The organism is Wolbachia endosymbiont (group A) of Sympetrum striolatum (assembly GCF_947250715.1).
Taxonomy (GTDB): Bacteria; Pseudomonadota; Alphaproteobacteria; order Rickettsiales; family Anaplasmataceae; genus Wolbachia.
In genome coordinates, this window is record NZ_OX366342.1 from 230,455 (window position 1) to 249,431 (window position 18,977).

At 36.8% G+C, this 18,977-nt stretch carries 11 protein-coding genes and 2 pseudogenes; 8 read left to right on the forward strand and 5 right to left on the reverse strand.

From position 1 onward, the window contains the following. Positions 1 to 263 precede the first annotated feature (263 nt). From OOK87_RS01170 to OOK87_RS01200, 7 genes and pseudogenes are all read left to right on the forward strand, one after another. Positions 264 to 1,593: pseudogene (locus tag OOK87_RS01170) on the forward strand (IS110 family RNA-guided transposase). A gap of 128 nt (positions 1,594 to 1,721) precedes the next feature. After that, positions 1,722 to 3,635 (forward strand): excinuclease ABC subunit UvrB, encoded by a 1,914-nt coding sequence (gene uvrB / locus OOK87_RS01175; protein ID WP_253309707.1) that lies wholly within the window; start codon positions 1,722 to 1,724, stop codon positions 3,633 to 3,635. Positions 3,636 to 3,830: 195 nt separating this feature from the next. Further along, positions 3,831 to 5,861 (forward strand): ankyrin repeat domain-containing protein, encoded by a 2,031-nt coding sequence (locus OOK87_RS01180; protein WP_264687819.1) that lies wholly within the window; start codon positions 3,831 to 3,833, stop codon positions 5,859 to 5,861. Between the two features lie 614 nt (positions 5,862 to 6,475). Next, a pseudogene (locus OOK87_RS01185) lies at positions 6,476 to 7,517 on the forward strand (hypothetical protein); the annotation flags it as partial. Positions 7,518 to 8,197: 680 nt separating this feature from the next. After that, complete coding sequence (locus OOK87_RS01190; RefSeq protein ID WP_264687821.1) at positions 8,198 to 8,377, forward strand: hypothetical protein; 180 nt, start codon at positions 8,198 to 8,200, stop codon at positions 8,375 to 8,377. 339 nt (positions 8,378 to 8,716) lie between these two features. Then, positions 8,717 to 8,914, forward strand: coding sequence for a hypothetical protein (locus OOK87_RS01195; RefSeq protein ID WP_264687822.1), 198 nt, complete (start codon positions 8,717 to 8,719; stop codon positions 8,912 to 8,914). Positions 8,915 to 8,948: 34 nt separating this feature from the next. Next, positions 8,949 to 11,312, forward strand: a complete 2,364-nt coding sequence (locus tag OOK87_RS01200; protein ID WP_264687823.1) for a hypothetical protein — start codon at positions 8,949 to 8,951, stop codon at positions 11,310 to 11,312. A 10-nt stretch (positions 11,313 to 11,322) separates the two neighbouring features. Here the strand turns inward: OOK87_RS01200 and terL are convergent, their stop codons facing one another. From terL to OOK87_RS01225, 5 genes are all read right to left on the reverse strand, one after another. Beyond that, positions 11,323 to 12,855: a phage terminase large subunit gene (terL, locus tag OOK87_RS01205; RefSeq protein ID WP_264687824.1), complete on the reverse strand. Its 1,533-nt coding sequence runs from the start codon at positions 12,853 to 12,855 to the stop codon at positions 11,323 to 11,325. Positions 12,856 to 13,031: 176 nt separating this feature from the next. Then, a complete protein-coding gene (locus tag OOK87_RS01210) occupies positions 13,032 to 14,516 on the reverse strand; it encodes a DegQ family serine endoprotease (RefSeq protein WP_253309713.1) in 1,485 nt (494 codons plus the stop codon). A 3-nt stretch (positions 14,517 to 14,519) separates the two neighbouring features. Then, positions 14,520 to 15,392, reverse strand: a complete 873-nt coding sequence (gene hflC, locus OOK87_RS01215) for a protease modulator HflC (RefSeq protein ID WP_010962867.1) — start codon at positions 15,390 to 15,392, stop codon at positions 14,520 to 14,522. 2 nt (positions 15,393 to 15,394) lie between these two features. Continuing rightward, a complete protein-coding gene (hflK, locus tag OOK87_RS01220; RefSeq protein WP_264687825.1) occupies positions 15,395 to 16,429 on the reverse strand; it encodes an FtsH protease activity modulator HflK in 1,035 nt (344 codons plus the stop codon). Positions 16,430 to 16,511: 82 nt separating this feature from the next. Next, positions 16,512 to 16,727 (reverse strand): hypothetical protein, encoded by a 216-nt coding sequence (locus tag OOK87_RS01225; protein ID WP_264687826.1) that lies wholly within the window; start codon positions 16,725 to 16,727, stop codon positions 16,512 to 16,514. A 156-nt stretch (positions 16,728 to 16,883) separates the two neighbouring features. On the opposite strand from OOK87_RS01225, the gene OOK87_RS01230 reads away from it, so the two are divergent. Continuing rightward, positions 16,884 to 18,530, forward strand: a complete 1,647-nt coding sequence (locus tag OOK87_RS01230; RefSeq protein ID WP_264687827.1) for an actin-bundling T4SS effector WalE1 family protein — start codon at positions 16,884 to 16,886, stop codon at positions 18,528 to 18,530. The last annotated feature ends 447 nt before the right edge of the window (positions 18,531 to 18,977 follow it).

The window sequence follows — 18,977 nt, forward strand, 5'->3', positions numbered from 1 at the left end:
CGAACAGACGAAATCTGTCAAATCAGAAAGAAACACACAAATTTAAGTTTTTAGTAGTTTTCAAGTATAGTTGTACAGGGAGCGCCTCTGCAGTTATGACCGACATTTTCAATGGTGCCTAAGTGCCCGTATGCAAGCATGGTTTTGGAAGGAACGGTCAAATCATTGATGGAGTCATTTAGACTACCTCGGTTAGGAGATTGTACTATCAACCGTTCCAAGCTGAAGCGTTTCCCTATTACAAATTATATGTAGGAGTTACCATGAAAAAAGCAAAAAGTAAATTAGAAATAGTGAATCCTAATGCAGCAGGAATAGACATTGGTTCAGCTGTACACTATGTGTGTGTACCTGAAGGAAGAGATGAACAACGCGTTCAGAAATTTGGCTGCTTTACTGAAGACCTTCATAACTTAGCACAGTGGTTGAAAAAGTGTAAAGTTACAACAGTAGCTATGGAATCAACAGGAGTATACTGGATTCCTTTATTTCAAATACTTGAGTCATACAAATTCGAGGTAAAATGCACGGCATGTAAAGAATGTACCTGGTAGGAAGTCTGACGTTCAAGATTGCCAATGGCTCCAACAACTGCATAGCTACGGACTGCTTCATGGATCGTTTAGGCCAGATAATCAGATGTGTGTATTGCGCAGTTACGTGCGGCAACGCAAAAATCTCACTGAAAGTGCATCTACACATATTCTGCGTATGCAGAAGGCATTAATTCAAATGAATATACAATTACACAAGGTTATTAGTCATATTACTGGGATAACTGGTATGAAAATCATTGAAGCTATAATTGAAGGCGAAAGAGATTCTGAAAAATTAGCAGAATTCAGGGACGTGCGAATGAAAAATGATCAGTCTACTATTGCAAAAGCGTTAGCTGGTGACTATAGAGAGGAACACTTATTCACGCTAAAGCAAGAATTTGAATTATATAATATTTATCAAGAAAAAATAGCAGAATGTGATAGAAATATTGAAGCCTATTATAAAACGTTTGAAACAAAGTCTTGTGAAAGCAAACAGCTAAGTAAGCAAAAGAATAAAAATAGCAAAAGTAAGCCAAGCTTTGCTTTGTATGAGGAACTGCACCGAATAACTGGTATGGATTTCACTAAAATTCCTGGATTTGATGTATTAAGTATACAAACCATAATTTCAGAAGTTGGTATAAACCATAGTAAATGGCCAACAGAAAAGCACTTTTCGTCGTGGTTGGGACTCAGTCCTGCTAATAAAGTTACAGGGGAAAAAGTGTTTAACACAAGAACACGTAAAGTCATTAACCGTGCTGCGAATGCTTTGCGAATAGCTGCTCATTCTGTAGGAAATAGTAAAAGTGCGTTGGGTGCATACTACAGAAGATTGAAAAAACGACTAGGAGCACCAAAAGCAATAACAGCTACTGCAAGAAAAATGGCATGCATATTTTATAGTATGCTCAAATACGGACAGGAATATGTAGAAAAAGGAATGGAATACTATGAAACACGCTATAAAGATAGAACTGTAAAAAATTTGATCAAAAAAGCGAGCGAATTTGGCTACATATTAGTTCAACAAGAAGAGTTAGTTGAGTGAGTTTCTTAGGAGAAGTCTATTGTTGGTTAATGTTTTATGGCTTTACGGAAAGTTTATAGCTATACAACTTATCTTAAAAGCAATATAGTGTTCAATATGCAATGAATCAAAGATAGTAAGTAAAGTCTATGAAATTTCAAATCACTACACATTTTCAACCCGCTGGAGATCAACCGCAGGCAATCGATAGTTTAATTGCGGGGCTAAATAGCAATAAAAGAGACCAAATTTTACTTGGGGTTACTGGTTCTGGGAAAACTTTCACTATGGCAAATGTTATAGCAAGGACAAACAGACCTGCGCTGATCATGGCACACAATAAAACCTTAGCAGCACAACTTTATGAGGAAATGAAAGGATTATTTCCCAATAATGCTGTTGGATATTTCATTTCTTATTATGATTACTATCAGCCCGAAGCTTATTTGCCGCAAACTGATACTTATATCGAAAAAGACTCTGCAATCAACGACAGAATTGACATGCTGCGTTATTCTGCCGTCTGCTCCCTCTTGGAGCGCAGGGACACGATCGTAGTTGCCAGTGTTTCTTGCATATACGGTCTTGGTTCGCCTGAAAGCTACCGCAGCATGACTATATCTTTAAGTGTTGGAGATAAAATTCATGTTAATGATTTCTTGAGTAACTTAGCTGATCTCCAATACAAGCGCTCTGATACCAGGTTTGAGAGAGGATATTTCAGAGTGCGTGGCGATATTATCGATATATTTCCTGCCTATTATGAAAATAAAGCTTGGCGTTTATCGCTGCTTGGTGATGAAATAGAAGAAATTTCTGAAATTGATGCTATAACGAGTAATATTACCAAAAGCCTAAATACAATCACCATTTTTCCAAACAGCTATCACATTACATCACGTGAGACTCTGTTGCAGACAGTTGAGCTAATCAAAAAAGAGCTGCATGAATGCTTGGATTATTACTACTTGCAAAACAAGATTGTTGAAGCAAAGCGCCTCGAGCAACGCACTAATTTTGATATTGAAATGATGAGGACAACAGGAATATGTAAAGGTATTGAAAATTATTCGCGTTATCTCTATGGAATGGAAGCTGGGGATCCACCGCCTACTTTGTTTGAATATTTACCCAAAGACGTAATTTTATTTGTTGATGAGAGTCATGTCACCGTTCCTCAGATTGGTGCAATGTACAGTGGTAATGAGGCGCGTAAAAAGAAATTGATTGACTATGGCTTCAGGCTCCCTTCCGCTTTTGATAATCGTCCATTAAAATTTGAAGAATGGGAGAAAGTTAGGCCGCAGACTATTTACATTTCAGCTACTCCTGGAAAGTATGAGTTGGCAAAGACCAATAATGTATTTATAGAGCAAGTTATCCGTCCAACAGGGCTTACAGACCCAATCTGCATTGTGAAACCAATAGAGAGTCAAATTGATGATGTAATTCATGAGGCACAAGTGACAATAGGAAAGGGATTTTGTGTTTTAATCACTACACTGACAAAAAAAATGGCTGAAAATTTAGCTGAATATATGAGTGAATTAAATATGAGAGTGAGTTATTTGCATTCTGATATTGGTGCGCTGGAGAGAATAGAAATTATATGTAAATTAAGATCTAAAGAAATTGACGTTTTAGTAGGTGTTAACTTGCTTAGGGAAGGTCTTGATATTCCAGAGTGTGGTTTGGTTGCAATTTTAGATGCTGATAAAGAAGGATTTTTGCGATCAGAAACATCGCTCATTCAAACGATCGGTCGTGCTGCACGTAATGCTGAAGGTAGAGTAATTTTGTATGCAGATAAAATCACTGGTTCTTTAGATCGTGCATTAAGAGAGACTGAAAGAAGAAGAAAAAAACAAGAAGAACATAATATATTGCACAATATTGTCCCGAAGACTATAATAAAACCTATATCAAACACCTTACAGGAGAGGGCAATAGCAGAACCAAAAGTAAATACTAATAAGGATGACTTGAGAAAGCAAATGATAGAGCATGCTGAAAATTTAGAGTTTGAAGAAGCAGCAAGAATAAAAAAATTATTGCAAGGTTAAGTAATATATGATGCTATGGGCATAGCATGAAAGTGTAAACAACTAAACTTCCACTATTCTTCTTTTTATTTTAACTCATCTTTTTGAGACTTTTGACAATTTCTTAGAACTGAAGAAGGAAAGGTGTATTTTTTTATTGACTTACCTATGTATTACGGTAATCACTAAAGAATTAGTGAGTAATGGTTATAGAATATGAATGGTGGGGTACCAAGCAAGGGATTAAATGAACAATTACGTGACATTTTAGATAAGTTAGAACAGGATATCAATCTATTAGATAATCCCGGTTATATTCAACATATAATGTTTCTTCTAGGAGCAGGAGCTGATCCAAATACAACAGGAACCCAAGGTGAAAAAACTCTGTCAGATTACTCAAGTGAAAAATTACGTGACATTTTAAATGAGTTAGCAATCGATAGAAGTCTATTAGATAATTATGCTCAACATATAATATTTCTTCTAGGAGCAGGAGCTAATCGAGATACACAAAACCGATATGGAAAAACTCTGTCACATTACTTAGATAAAAGATTATCTGATATTTTAGGTTGGTTAGCAATCGATAGAGGTATATTAAATGATTATATTCAACGTATAATGTTTCTTCTACAAGCAGGAGCTAATCCAAATGTACAAAACCAAGATGGAAAAACTCTGTTACATTACGTTGCTGAACGTAACGATACTGACGGTATAGGATTTCTTTTAAAAGCAGGAGCTGATCGAAATGTGCAAGATCAAAGTGGAAAGACTCCATTTGAATATGTTACTGAACATAACTGCCTTCAAGCTTTGAAGGATTTAGGTTGTAGTTCTAATGATGAAACAACTTGTACTAAATTAAGTGATCCGGATCCAGACAAGGATCAGGGCTATTATTCAGATGATTCTCGTAAAAATGAAGGGAATGGCTCCGGTGATGATAATAAAACAGTTCCTACTAAAGATAAAGGGAATTTGACAAATAACTCTAGTAATTACCCTAACAAGCACAATGATGATCAGACACTTCGTGATGATCCAGGGTATAGCTCAGGTGACGATAATAAAACAATTTCTACTGAACCGAGTGATTGTGACCGGAAAGACGAGGATTCGAGCTGTAGTTCAAGTGATCATCTTTTTCTAGAAGACTTACTTTCGATGAAGCTAGAAATACCATTAACTACAAGCGAAGAGGGGCTAATTAAAGATTTTTGTGAGAAGATAAGAGGTATAACAGCACAAAATAAACAAGAATCTGAAGAAAGTATTCTAGAAAGTATTGAGAAAATAGTAAATGAGTACTTGAAGAAAGGAATAAGGTTGAATTCAAGTTGTAATAATGGTAATGAAAATGAAAATGGTGATAAAGAAACTGTAACAAGTTTAATACTTGAAGAAATAGAAGGTGTTCTTAATAATCGTGTGAAACCACGCGATGAAACCAGAGCGCGTGAAAGGCAGTCTGATGGTATCGCCGACCAAGACGACGGCAACGAAGATAAAGTTTCAGGCATCATAGAAAGCATCACTAACAAGTTATTGTTAAAAGGTGGGAAAGCAAGACAAAAATTTTTCTCCGGTAATACTGAGCTAGCACAAAATTATGGATCTAATTATATAAATGATCTCTCTAAGAAATATAAAGAAACTAAAGACAAGCTAAAGAGTATAGCATATGAAAGTATTGTAGGCAGAGATAGACAAGCTCAAAAGGGGGAGCCAGAAGAGGTAGACATAGATAATGTATGTTTTTATGTGAAATATTCACAAGATAGTATTATTGAACCTGTGAAAATCTTTAACAAAGCTGAAGATTTAAATTTAAAAGTCGGCATACTTCAAGTTGGGGAGAGTATAGTAAGAGTTGAAGGTACAAAAGATGGAAAAAGAAATTACACAGATGTCTTAGAAAGTAGCATTAAAATGTCTTTTACCACTGAGGCAGGAGAGATTAATATTTATCTAAGTCCTAGTGAGAAAGATAGTAATAAAATAGAAGTAGAAATTGATGATGAGAGTGAAGAAAGGCTTAACAAGTTAAAAGCTGAGAAGAAAAGTTTAGGAGAAAACTGTCTTTTGGGAGGAAAAAGTGTTCTGGAAGCTATAGAAGAGAAAGGTTTTAAGAAAAATGGTAATGTACCTACAGAGTCAATCGAGACTATTAAGGATGTTCCACGTACTGATGTTACGCAAGCTTGTTCGCAGCAAATTAACACAAGAGCTAAAGGCAAATAGCGATCTACCCATTATTGAAATTGTGCCACACAATAATAAGCTCACTCAAAATTGTTCCGATTTGGCAGGGTTATTTTGCCGCACCAAGCGGTATGGCTTTGAGTACGAAATTTTAATGTTCCCAGAAGCCCGTTATGATGATCAGGTGGACAGTACGGTACAATATTTACAATGGATGAGAAAAACTAACACCAGTGCTTTCAGGGTCAGGCCCAACCCTACTTAAGTGGCTAAGATATATCTAACGTAGCTTTATCTTTGCTTTCTGACAGTCTTTGTTGATACTCGTTTATCAGCCTTTCAGGCTCGTTCAATACACTCTGAATACAATATGTTGCACAAGTTATGCTAGAGAGTATAATAAAACTTATATCAAATACTTTACAAGAAAAAGTGGTGGTAGAGGCAAAAGTGAACATTAATAAGAAGGAAAGCGCATGCTAGAGCTTGAAAAAGCAGCAAGAATAAAAAATATTATTGAAAGGTTAAATGGCGTATGATATAATATACATAGTGTAAAAATATAAATAATTTTATTGACATCTTTACGTTAACACTTCTTAAATGTTTAGTACTGTAGAATTAAATTATTAAGTTTTATGAAGGGAGTAAAAATGATGGAAAGCTTTTCAGGTAACAATAAAGACAGTAATTTTATTGAGGGGACAAAAATAATGGAAAATTTTTCAGATAATAACGAAAACGGTAGCTCAATCTTCCAAGGAAAAATCAGGGAGCAAGATTTCTCTGCGGAGCAGAAGTTAAATGAACTGAAAGCAGCCATAGAGAAGCTTGACAGACAAGATTTGCTCAGAAGGCTCGAGTGTGAGCGTCAGGCTTCTAGTTGTATCGATGAAATATCATCTCAAGCAGAGCTACATATCGAAGATGATGACGGGGGCTACTTCGATTGTGAAAAACCACTCGTAGATTTCTGGAGTTTCTTTGAACCTCTCTTCAACCTCTTTGAAGTAGATGTAGATGATCCGAAAATCTACCAAATGCTCAAGGAGAAGAAAGAAAAAAACCTGATTGCTGCGATAATGAAGTTTTTGCGTGAGAAGCTTAAGGAGTTAATCAAGAAGATTTTTGCACGCGATTTAAGTTTCGATCAGAGGTTGGACAAAGAGATAAAAGAATTGCAGGAGAAATTGGGCAGTGGTGAGTTATCAGAAGAGGAGCTTGCAAGGGTGCTCGAACGTCTACAATTTTTGCAGGATCTGAAACTCAAGTTACAGCTCGCCGTTACCGGATGGATTATTACAATGTTCGCAGAGATTTTTGGAGTTGAGCTAGCAGCTATAGTAGAGGCATCTACAGAAGAAACAACTAAAGCAGAAGATAAAAAAGCAGAAAAAACATCATTAAAGGAAGAAAATAAAGAAGTTCGTGAAGAAATAAAAGTGAATGAAAGAGAAAAACCTAAAGTGCCAGTTTCCCTTTTTGAAGTTTCACCCGGATTTGTAAGGCCGGTTGTTCTGAGCAAGCCAGAACTTGAAATTGTGTCAGATCCTTTGAAACATCTATTGCGTATTACTGAGCTTGAAAGAAAATCTCATGAAAATTCACAAAAACCAGAAAAAGTGGACAAAGAAAAGGAAAAAGCGGAACCGAAGAAAGAGGTGTGTCCACCGAAAGTTCCAGAGAAGAAGCCTGTGGCAAGTGGGATAAAACTTGATTCTAAGCCAAGCGAGTATGTTAATTTTGAAGAAAGGCGTCCAAATACTAGTGTTAATGGAAGAGGAACCACGCCGCCCACTAATGGACAAGGAAACAAGCTTGATAATGGAAAGGAAAACAAGTCTGCTAGACGGCCCGCTGATGAACAAGGAAACAATAATAAAGAGAAGAAAAGCGGGTCTGCTAGTTGCGCAGAAAGCCGTCTAAATGGTAATGTTAATAGTGTTAACAAGGAAGGAATCAAATCTACTAATAAGCAGGAAACGTATGACCCTTACGCTAAGCTTGCAAAAAAAGTTGCTGAAAGGAACACTCAAAGAAAAGAATCTGCCACTATTAAACACGATTATCCAATTGATACTTGGCAAGCTCCATCAGGAACTACTGATAATGGAAAATCTAGTGCTGCTCAGCGTAGTTCTGCAAGTGATGCTAAAGAAAATCCTAAGTCAAAAGTTACTGATGTATTGAATGAACGTGCAGCAAGAGGAAATGGTAATACACTATCGAGATAGCTAGTGCTAGCTACTTATGTGATAAAGAACACCGGATCCCAGTACTGGATGACACCTATGGGTTATTTGTGATGACAAAGGAGGGTAGCCCGTGACGCTGGAATCCAGGATGTACATTAGGTTTGATAAGTGTATGGTTTTATGTTAGAAGGGAGTGTTTTTGATGGAAAAAAAACTGGATCCCAGTGTCTGGGCACTGGGATGACACCCTCTTGGATGGAACCAGCATCAGCTACTTGGATGACGCCTCACCATGTCATTCCAGTGCGTGACACTGGAATCCAGGAGCCAGTGCTTCCTTTTTGTCATTCCAGCGCGTGACACTGGAATCCAGGGGCATATAGATAGATGTCGACAGTTCGTCATTCCGCTACGTGTTAGCGGAATCTATGCTTGAGATACCGCGAATGAATCGCGGTATGACGTAGGGAACTTAGGGTTGCCAATGACTTGTCATTCCAGTGCGTGACACTGGAATCCAGGGGTATATAGATAGATGTCGACAGCTCGTCATTCCGCTACGTGTTAGCGGAATCTCGAAAACTTAAGTTTTATGAAAAAAGAGTGAATAAAATTTATACTAAAAAATATAAAAAAAGTACTTGCACTACAATTTATTTTTAGTATATTAGTTACATAATATTTTTACTGGAGGGTAATATGCCAAATGATAAAAAAAGCAAATCAGGACCTCAACCTGATGGTTCGTGGATTCCAAGTGAAAGGTTAGAATGGATTGGTCCTGATAAGTATAAAAACTACGAGCGGCAACGTGAAAGCAGTAAGCCTAACACACAACTGGGTAGTAGCAGTGCTACTAGTGCCGGTAGTAGTAAAGATAAAGGCAAAAGCAATTAGTGTTGTTTCTTAACAATTTTTAATAGAGGTAGTTATGGATATAAAAGAGCTGGTTAAAGCGTTTAATTTAAATAATTATACTTGTAATAAGATCAATACTAATTTTACTGTAGAAGGTAAAAAGATTGTTGGTTTATTTGCTAGTAATACTGATACAAAAGAATATCTGCGAGGAATAGGAGAGGAGATAATAAAGCGGCACTATCTTGGTGGAACTGAGGTAGCAAGTAGATATTACAACTTAAACTGTTTCCCATTTGTTCTAGGTGCTAATCCTGATAAAGAGGATTTAGGTAATGGCATAGTGAAAGTGAAGCTTGCAGGCTCTACAAATAATGAAGTGATTCGTAACTTGAAGGTTCATTTTGCTAATGAGTTTGAGAGGGCTGTGGGAGCGAAAGTGGTTGCATGTCTACAAAAAGAAGTAGGGATAACTAAGGAAGAAGCATATGAATGGATGGAAGGAACTGTTAAAACAGGAGCAATAGGTAAGCCTTATCTGTACTGTATAGCTTTTAGCGATGAATACCTTGAGAGGGAATATGATTTAGAGACTTTTGAATTTTTTAAGCAGGCATATATTAAAGAATTTAACTCAAGGTTAGAAAACTGTGGCCTGAAGAGCTCGGACTTTTACGAATATAAAGATGATATGTTATACGTCAAAAACGTTAGCGATAAGGTAATCAAGAGTGTAACAGAATATGTTAAAAAGGAAGTAGCATTTGATTTTAGAACTCCAGGCACAGAAGATTCTAAAGTCGAAAATTTTAAAGATGTTCTTGGCGATTTTATTTTTAAATTGACAGGGAAATCAATTAACGCTTATGATTATGATATTTTTACAGACAAAAAGAAAATAGAGAATGGTAATGATTTTGTCCTTGTACCTTTAACAGAAAGATATAGTGGTCAGCTTGAATTTTTAAAGCATAAGGATGTGTACAAAATTAATATAAAATATCAAAATCTTATAAGTGACATCAGAGGCAAGACTGCAGATCCAGATATTACTAATTCTGAAAACCCAATTTATGCTATCTCTAATGAAAGAATTGCTCAGTTACTTCCTGAAATTATGCAGTCTCCAATTGCATATAGTGAAAGAAACGGACGTTTTGAATTTGCAGTGGATCCTGAAAATTTTAAGAGACGTGGCTCGAGTCGATTCTCCTCAACAGTAAATTCTCCTATACATGCAGGACCGAGTGGACTAAGAACACCTCCCAACCAAAGGAAAAAAGATACAGACAGTGGTTATGATAGTAATTCACCTCCGAAACCTAAGGATTCTGTTGCACATTCTTCAAGTAGCGATCCAAGATCATCCTTTGAAGAGATACAGGAGCCACAGTCGTGTTTTCCCAGGCGAGGGGTGCTGCCGCTTAACGTAGGCGCTGCTGAGGTAGGTGCTGCTGAAAGTGGATCAGCAGGGACTAGTGCTTGGACTCAGCAAACGAACCCTTGTTTATCACAAGGCACGTCCGAAAATAAATGGATATCGTCAATGCAATTTATTGAACCAGGATTTAGTGGTTTATCATGGAAAGGTGCTAATGAAAGCACGTCAATAGGGAATAGTACTTGGTGGTTGCCATCATCGACTTCTTTTCTTACGACAAGGAATGATTCAATGTCCTCAAGTCTTGGGGTTTTTGCAGATTCTCCAAGTGTTAAAGGTAAGGAGAGCATTTTTAGTGTGGAACCTGAAAAACAGCAAGTTACTGATAAAAGTGATCGAGAAAGTAGTGATGAGTGTTCTGAAGCACAGTCACAAGAGAGTGAATCTCCGAAGAAACATGGGGGTGGTTTGTTCTGTAAAAAAGGAATGCCGATACTAGCAAAGTTATCACCTTTTAAGCGACGTAGCGTAGAGCGTGATACGATGTGTTCAAGTAAAAGTGATCTTGTGTATCATGTAACTGAAAAATCATCTGTGTCTAAGCCATTTTTTTCATTCCCAACTAGAATAAAAGCAAAAAGTAATCCACCCTCAGGGGTGACTTCTCCTACGCATGAAGGTGCGTCAGGTGGACTAAAACCTCTTACTAGTGACGAGAGGAAGGAACTACGCCCATTTCTTTCTCCTGAGCTGCAGAAGAAGCTAGACTCCAACTCTTTCTCCCCTGGGGAGGAGCAGCATTTATATTTGACGCATACTCCTTCGGGGAAATGCGAGATAACAAAATCTTTCGAGAGTCCAGAAGAGAACTTAATGCGATGTGTAAACGCACAATTACCGTCATCTGATAATCTTAGTTCTGAAAAAGTTAATAGAGATAGTGGCTTTTGTTCTATTGGATCGGCTTCTCCTGCTGTGCCACATAAGGGAAGTGTCTCTTCAGAGCTTAAACATCCGCAACAGGTAAAGCATATGTCAGAAGCTTTGGGGAAATAAATTTAGGTTTTTAGATATACCTTAACCATCTAAGCGTTTTATTAGGGTTGGGCCTGACCCTGAAAGCACTGGTGTTAATTTTTCTCATCCATTGTAAATATTGTACCGTACTGTCCACCTGATCATCATAACGGGCTTCTGGGAACATTAAAATTTCGTACTCGAAATCGCTGAGCCATACTGCTTGATGCGGCAGAAAAATCCTGCCAGACTCTATAGTCGGAACAATTTGATAAAATCGAGTGAGTTTGTCATTGTGTGGCACTATTTCAATAATCGGTAGATCGCTATTTGCCTTTAGCTCTTGTGTTAATTGCTGACCACTTGTTTTTGCTTCGATCAAAATTGCATGTGGTGCCCATCTTGCAGCTAGTGACAGAACTTGCTCTTTAAGCTTTGGATACTCAAGCTTTGCTCGATATACATCAAGTAAATAGAATTTATTATCTATTTTTGCCCAGGTGGTGCAGACGCTAAAGTCGCTGGAATCGTTTGTTGAAACTGCAGTGTCCCAGCTTTGTGTTACATGTGAGAGATTATCAGGGAAATTTTTATAGCGCTTTAGCCACTCTTGTTTAATTATACCGCTTGAAAGCGGCAGGGGGTTTTGTTGATATTGAGCAGCAAAAGCGTAACTCCCGAGTTCAACTTTTATCATCTCAACTTCTTCTCTTCCTCCCTCCAGGGGATATAATAACTCATTCTCTTCTCTTGAGTATAATACTCTTGCAGGTAGTGTCATTCCAGCACTTGATGCTGGAATCCAGTCTTTTGCGGTTGAATTTTCTGGATCCCAGTGTCTGGGCACTGGGATGACAGGGGGGGTTGGAATGACACCAGTATGGTTATTAATTGAATAAATAACCTCCTTATTTTCAGAAATCATTGGCAAACAAATGTGATGCCATATGTTTTTTGGCTTGGATAAGAGGTGCCCAGTTAAGTCTTCCAGGTGGAGCCTATGCATCACAAGCACAATTACTCCTTTTTTTCTATCGTTGAGTCTCGTTACTAAAGTCTGATCGAACCAGTTTGTAACACGCTTTCTAAACGTTTCACTCAAAGCTTGAGCAGGGTTAAGCGGATCATCCACAATAATAAGATCACCACCTTCACCTGTTAACGTCCCTCCAACTGATGTTGCGATTCTGTATCCTCTCTGCACTGTTTGGAATTTATATTTAGTGTTCTGGTCTTTGGATAATTTTACCTCTGGAAACAGCTCTTTATACCAATCCGATTGCATTACGCACCTGGTGTCAAGCGAGTGCTTTTCGCTGAGCAGCCGAGAATAACAACTTGCAACTATTATTCTTGCGGTTGGCTGATTTCCCAGTATCCATGCGGGCCACGCAACGCTTATGCACATGGACTTCATTGAACGCGGAGGCATATTGAATATTATGCGCCTTACTTCGCCAGCATTCGCTGCTTTCAGCCTGTCTTCTATGACTTTTATGTACTGATAATCATTATACTCACATCCCGGCACCACCGTTTGAAAGCACAGTTCAATGAATTTTAGGAAGTTGATTTTGTTCATGTGTATATTTTAGTAAATGTTCTTACAAGTAGCTGACACTGGAATGACATCCTTTGGTTTTTATATATGGTTATGCAATAAATCTAATGTAGATTTGATTTATTTGATAAGATTGAAGTAGCTATAATGGCAAACGCTACTGCTTTGTGAATTTAGTAAATAACCTACGAAAAGTGCTATTTCTTTAACTTTATTGAAGTAAAAAACTGATTTCCATTGCGGTAAATGAGCAACATTATTGAATCTTTACCGTTTTTCTTTACTGCTGAATCAACTTGTTTTTGAAAATCATTAGTATTTTCTATATCGGTTCCATCTAATTGGATAATAATGTCTCCTTTTTTAATACCACGCAGCGTGGCATTACTGTTACTATCTACATTAATAACTATCACACCTTTTGTAGGATTACTTTCTTTTGATTCTTTTGGCAGGTTTGAAACAGTTAAACCAGTTATGTAATCGGATGTTGATTTATTTTCTTCTTGATTATTACCTTGACCATCATTTGCAGATTCTTCAATCACAACCTTAATATTGACCTCTTTGCCCTTTCTAAGTAACTTAATTTGTACTTTTTTTCCAGGTTCAGTTCTTGAAACCATTTGAGGCAGTTGTGTCATTCTATCAATTTTTTTATCATCAAATTCTAATAATATGTCACCCACCTTAATTCCACCTTTTTCTGCAGGGCTATCCTTTACTATACTTGCAACCAGTGCACCTTTTGTATCTTTTAAACCCAAAGACTCAGCAAATTCTTTCGTTATAGGCTGAACTTGCACACCAAGCCAACCATGTTTTATTTTTTTGCCACTTTTTAATGTGTCAATAATTGACATAGCTAAATTAGATGGTATAGCAAAGCCTATACCCACGTTACCGCCAGACTCAGATGGGGAATAGATAGCGGTGTTAATGCCTATAACTTTTCCATTTAAATCAAATAATGGCCCTCCAGAGTTGCCTCTATTAATTGCAGCATCAGTTTGAATAAATTCATTCATAGTGCCGATACTAATGTCTCTGGACCTTGCAGATATAATTCCTGTGCTTACAGAGCTACCCAAACCAAATGGGTTACCTATTGCAATAACTGTATCGCCAACCCTTGCTGTATCAGAATTACTAAATGCAACAAAAGGAAGATCTTTATTAGAATGAACCTTAAGCACAGCAAGATCAGTTCTTGCATCATAGCCTAAAACTTCTGCTTTGAAATAAGTATTATCGTTCATAGTAACTGTGATATCTTGGGCGTTTTTAATAACGTGATAATTGGTTACTATAGTTCCACCTTTATCTATAATAAACCCAGAACCAAGCAGCACCACCTCTCTGTTAACACTAGGGCCCCTATCCATAAAAAACTGATCAAAATGCTCAAAAAATTCTCTAAAATCATCAAAGAAATTATTTCTTGGCATAAAAGGGATTTTAGTTCTATTGTTACTTTCTTGTTTGATTATTTGTTCGCTTGAAATATTTACAACCGCAGGAATGAGTTCTTCCACTAAATCGGCAAGTCCTTGATTACAGTTACATGCAGTAGTGCTAGCATCAACGACCTTTTTTGCATTCCAATCAAACATATTAGCGTATGAAGAAAACGCAATTAGAAAATATGCAAATATAGATAAAATAAATGCCTTACTTTTCATAAATTATTTCCACCCTTTGTTTAAAATATCTAAAAAGTTATTGTTTGGTGAAAGTACAAATTTAGTATTATTTTCGGCAAATGATTTACTGTAAGCGCTCATAGAGCGATAAAAGTTAAAAAACTCTTCATCAACCTTAAATGCCTCATTATAAATTCTAGTTGCTTCAGCATAACCACGGCCCCTTATTTCATATGATTCTTTTACTGCACTGGAGATAATTTCCCTTTTTAATTTATCAGCTTTTGATCTAACTTCCTGCCCAGCTTGCTCTCCTTCTGCTCTAATTTCTTTTGCTTCTTTTTCCCTTTCAGTTTGCATACGGCGAAATATTGCAGAACTATTTTCTTCTGGTAAATCTGCTCTCTTAATTCTTACGTCTATTATTTCTATGCCAAATTTTTCAGCTTCAGAATAAACTCCACGCTGAATCAATTGCATAACCTCTGATCTTTTTTCGTTCAACAAACTAATCAACGAAAATCTGCCTATATTTTCTCTTATGTGTGCTTCTATAACCGGATACAATCTTCTAACCAGCCCTGATTCATTCCTCACAGCCTGGTAAAAAGTAACAGGATTTGTTATTTTATATTTTGCATACGCATCTACTATAATACGTTTTTGATCCGCTGTTATCACTTCCCTTGGGATCTTATCAGGACTTAAATCTAAAACTCTTTTATCAAGAAACTCTACACTGTTTATGAATGGTAACTTAAAATATAAGCCACTTTCCCTAACATCTCTTACAACTTTACCGAGTTGTATAACTATCGCTTGCTTTGTTTCTTGCACAACAAATATTGAATTAAATAAAACAATCAATAAAACAACAAATACAGAAACAAAAACAATTTTAATATTACTACTCATGGTTATTTCCCTAAATTTGTAAGAGGTAAATAAGAAAACATACCTTTCAGATCATCAGTTACAACAACTTTGTCTACCTTACTGAAAATATTTTCCATAGTTTCAAGATAAATACGATTCTTAACGAGAGAAGGATTCTGTCTATATTCCTCATAAAGAGATAAAAAGCGATTTGCATTACCTTTTGCTTCATTTATTACTTCATTCTCATATGCCTCTGCATCTAATTTTATCTTTATCGCTTCACCCTTTGCTCGAGGTATAATATCATTATTATAAGCGTATGCTTCGTTTATAGTACGCTCTTTGTCTGCACGAGCACTTTGTACATCTCTAAACGAACTGATTACTTTTTCTGGTGGATCAATTTTTTTCATTTGAACAGATAAAATCTCTATGCCCATTTGGTATCCATCAAGAATCTGCTGCAATAGAATTCTAGTATCTCTAGAAATTTCTGGTCTGCCTTGACCAAGTGCAAAAGAGATCGTGTTTTTACCTATTATTTCTCTCATGGCACTTTCAGCAGCATTTTTAACACTGAAACCGGGTTTGTAATCCCGCACTTTGAATAAATAGTCCTTAGCATCTCTAACGCGCCACTGAACCTCGAAGTTAACGTTGACTATATTTTCATCTCCAGTTAGCATCACACCTTCACCGCGATCTGTGTCTCGCCCATAAGAATTACTTACCCCAATTTCTTCACGATTTACTTCCTTAACATTCACTTTAAAAACCTTGCCAATAGGGTAGGGGAAGTGATAACGCAAACCAGGTGTTTCTGTATTAGAATATTTACCAAAGGTAAGTTCTATACTTTCCTCACTAGGATGGACAATATAAAAGCCAGTGCAAGCATAGAACAGTAAAATAATGAAAATGATGAAATAAGGTTTTTTGCCCCTGTTTCTGGTTAATCCATTAAGAAAGAACCTTACATCAGATACAGCTTTACTTAAAATATCTTCATTATTAGGAGTTTTGTTCCCTACCGGTTTCTTTCCCAGATTCCAAGGATTATTCTCATCAAACATAATGATTGATTCTATAATTAATACGCTAATATTACTTCTTTAATAAGAAAATGCAAACATAAATTGCTATTTTATTTACAAATTAATCATCAGGATGGAAAACATGATCGTACACTTCCTTTTCTCTATGTAGTATGGTCGACTCTATAGAATTTTCTGGCTTTTTTTTGAATTCTTTGTTGTCACTCTTTAAGTGCACTACGTCTTCGTGAAAATGGGAATTATACCTAAATAGTAAAGCTATTATTATTAAAGTTATAACAGCCAAAAAGATGAGTGCCCTTTTTATGCACCTCATAAATACTCCGGCTTCTTGACCTAATTTTCTACGCTTCCAAAAAACACGTCAAGCAGAATTATTCAAAGACAAATGAACATTAACAGCCAAATTAACACTAACTTAAGAATCGAGGGTGTACAATATGAATATATTTAATTAATAGTGAGGTTTAAAATGTTACCTAATAATGAAACAAATTCAAATGTTGTTGAAATACAACAACTTCAACAACAAAATAATTCTACGCCTTCTTCAGAGGATTTATTAAAACAAAAAATAGAATCATTGGGGAAAGAAATAAAATCATTACAAAAGCAGGGTCGATTGGACCGTGGTATTTTTAGGTTGGGAGCAATTGGCTTCATATCTTATCTTGTTGCAACCAACTGGTCAGCAATTGCTTCTGCTTTTTCAACTACAGGAACAGCTACAGTCGCTGCAGGAACAGCTGCTGTACCAATAGCTGGAATTGTAATTGGAGCAGTAGTAGGAGCTATTGTTTTGGTTGGTGCTTCTTATGCAATGTGGAAATATAGAGCACAAATAAAAGAAGGCTTCAAATATGCTGCAGAAAAGACAGTTGATGGGGCGAAGTATATTGGCGGAAAAATTAGAGATGGTGCTGTATATTCCAAAAACAAGGTAAAAGAGGGTTATGAATATTCGGCAGCTTCACTAGAAAGAGGTGTTAGCTTCGTAGGTGAAAAAGTAAAGAAAGGAGCAAGTCGTGTGACTGAGGCAGCGGCAAATAAGTTATATAATGCGGCTGGTAGCGAGAATTATTCAGACAGAATAAATGATGAGCTTGTTCCTGATTCATCACAAAAGAAGAAAATTCAAGAAATAAAAGGGGATCTCAAGGCAATTTTTGCTGACAAAGGAAATAATTCTGGGTTAGTAAAAAATATACTTTCTGGAATATCGTCAAAAATTGATTTAAAAATGGCAGAGGAAGCAAAATTAGGATGGAAAGAGTATACTCCTAAGTGGCAAGTACAGAAAGAATTCATTCATAATTTAAATGAAAAAAGTTTGTATAGCTTGTTAACAAAAAGGTCATTGCCTAAGTATAGGTATTTCATCGACAGTGTTTTCTCTGACCATTATGATGAAATTAAGGAGGTTATTAAAGAATGTAAAGAAAGTCATTTGTATTCAAGCGTAAGCAATATGTTCAACAAAGCTGAGAAAAGAGCTAACAGGACTTCTTTCAAAAGTTTAACTAGGTCTATATCGTCATCATTGTCTTCACTAGGAAGAAAAGACTCTACACAATCAACTAGCAGTTTATCAGAAAGCAGTTCAATGAGTTCACTAGATTCTGTAAGGACTGACAGTACTATTAGCAGCGAAGCGGAATTGTTCAATCCTGCGAAGCATAAAGAAGTGAAAACAACTGCTCCATTTAAAGTGCCATTATGGTTGGGGGGTAAAAAAGCACCAGAAGAAACTACTAATGTTAAATATCAAGTTCTTTCTGAATCAGACACGTTGTCTAGACAAGTAGGAAAGAGCACTTTTTACGTTGATACTCCTATTCCCATTGAAAATACTGGTAAAACTGCAACAGCAGGAGGAAGACTTTCTGGTAAGCAGCCTATTCCAGTTACTCCACCAAAGGTATCAAGAAGCTCTTCTACTGATAGTAGAATGGGTTCTGGTTCTTCTACGCCAAAAAGTCCTTCTCTAGAAGACTTAAGTAAAGCTCGTGCAGAACTGAAAAAAACAGGTTATCTGGGCAAAATGGTGGAACAGCCTTCTACGTGTAAGTCTGAAGTTTACATTGAACCACAGCAGCCAGGAGTTACATCTGGTAAGTAGCATAAACAAAACCACTCACTTTCTCCAAAGGATGTTACTCATTGAGTAACATCCTTTTTTTGTTTTTAAACTATAGAAAAATCCCAGCGTTATGAGCACAAACGTATGAACATTGTGATTTCTCCACTAGGGAAGGTGTCATCCCAGTGCCTTGACTACTTGGATCCAGGAATTTTGTTAAGTTGGGAAGCATAAAAGTAGCCGTTTTATGTTAAAATACAACATTTTGATGATTATGAAAAGGCTGGATTCCAGCGTCAAGCGCTGGAATGACATGGTGAGGCGTCATCCTGCTGCTCCTTTCTTGCCATCCCAGTAGGCTCCTTTCTTGCCATCCCAGTAGCCTCCTTTTTTTGTCATCCCAGCGCCCTCTCTTGTCATCCCAGTGCGTGACACTGGGATCTAGCCATTTCACGCAATCCCATCGAAAACGCTGTGTTTTAAAAA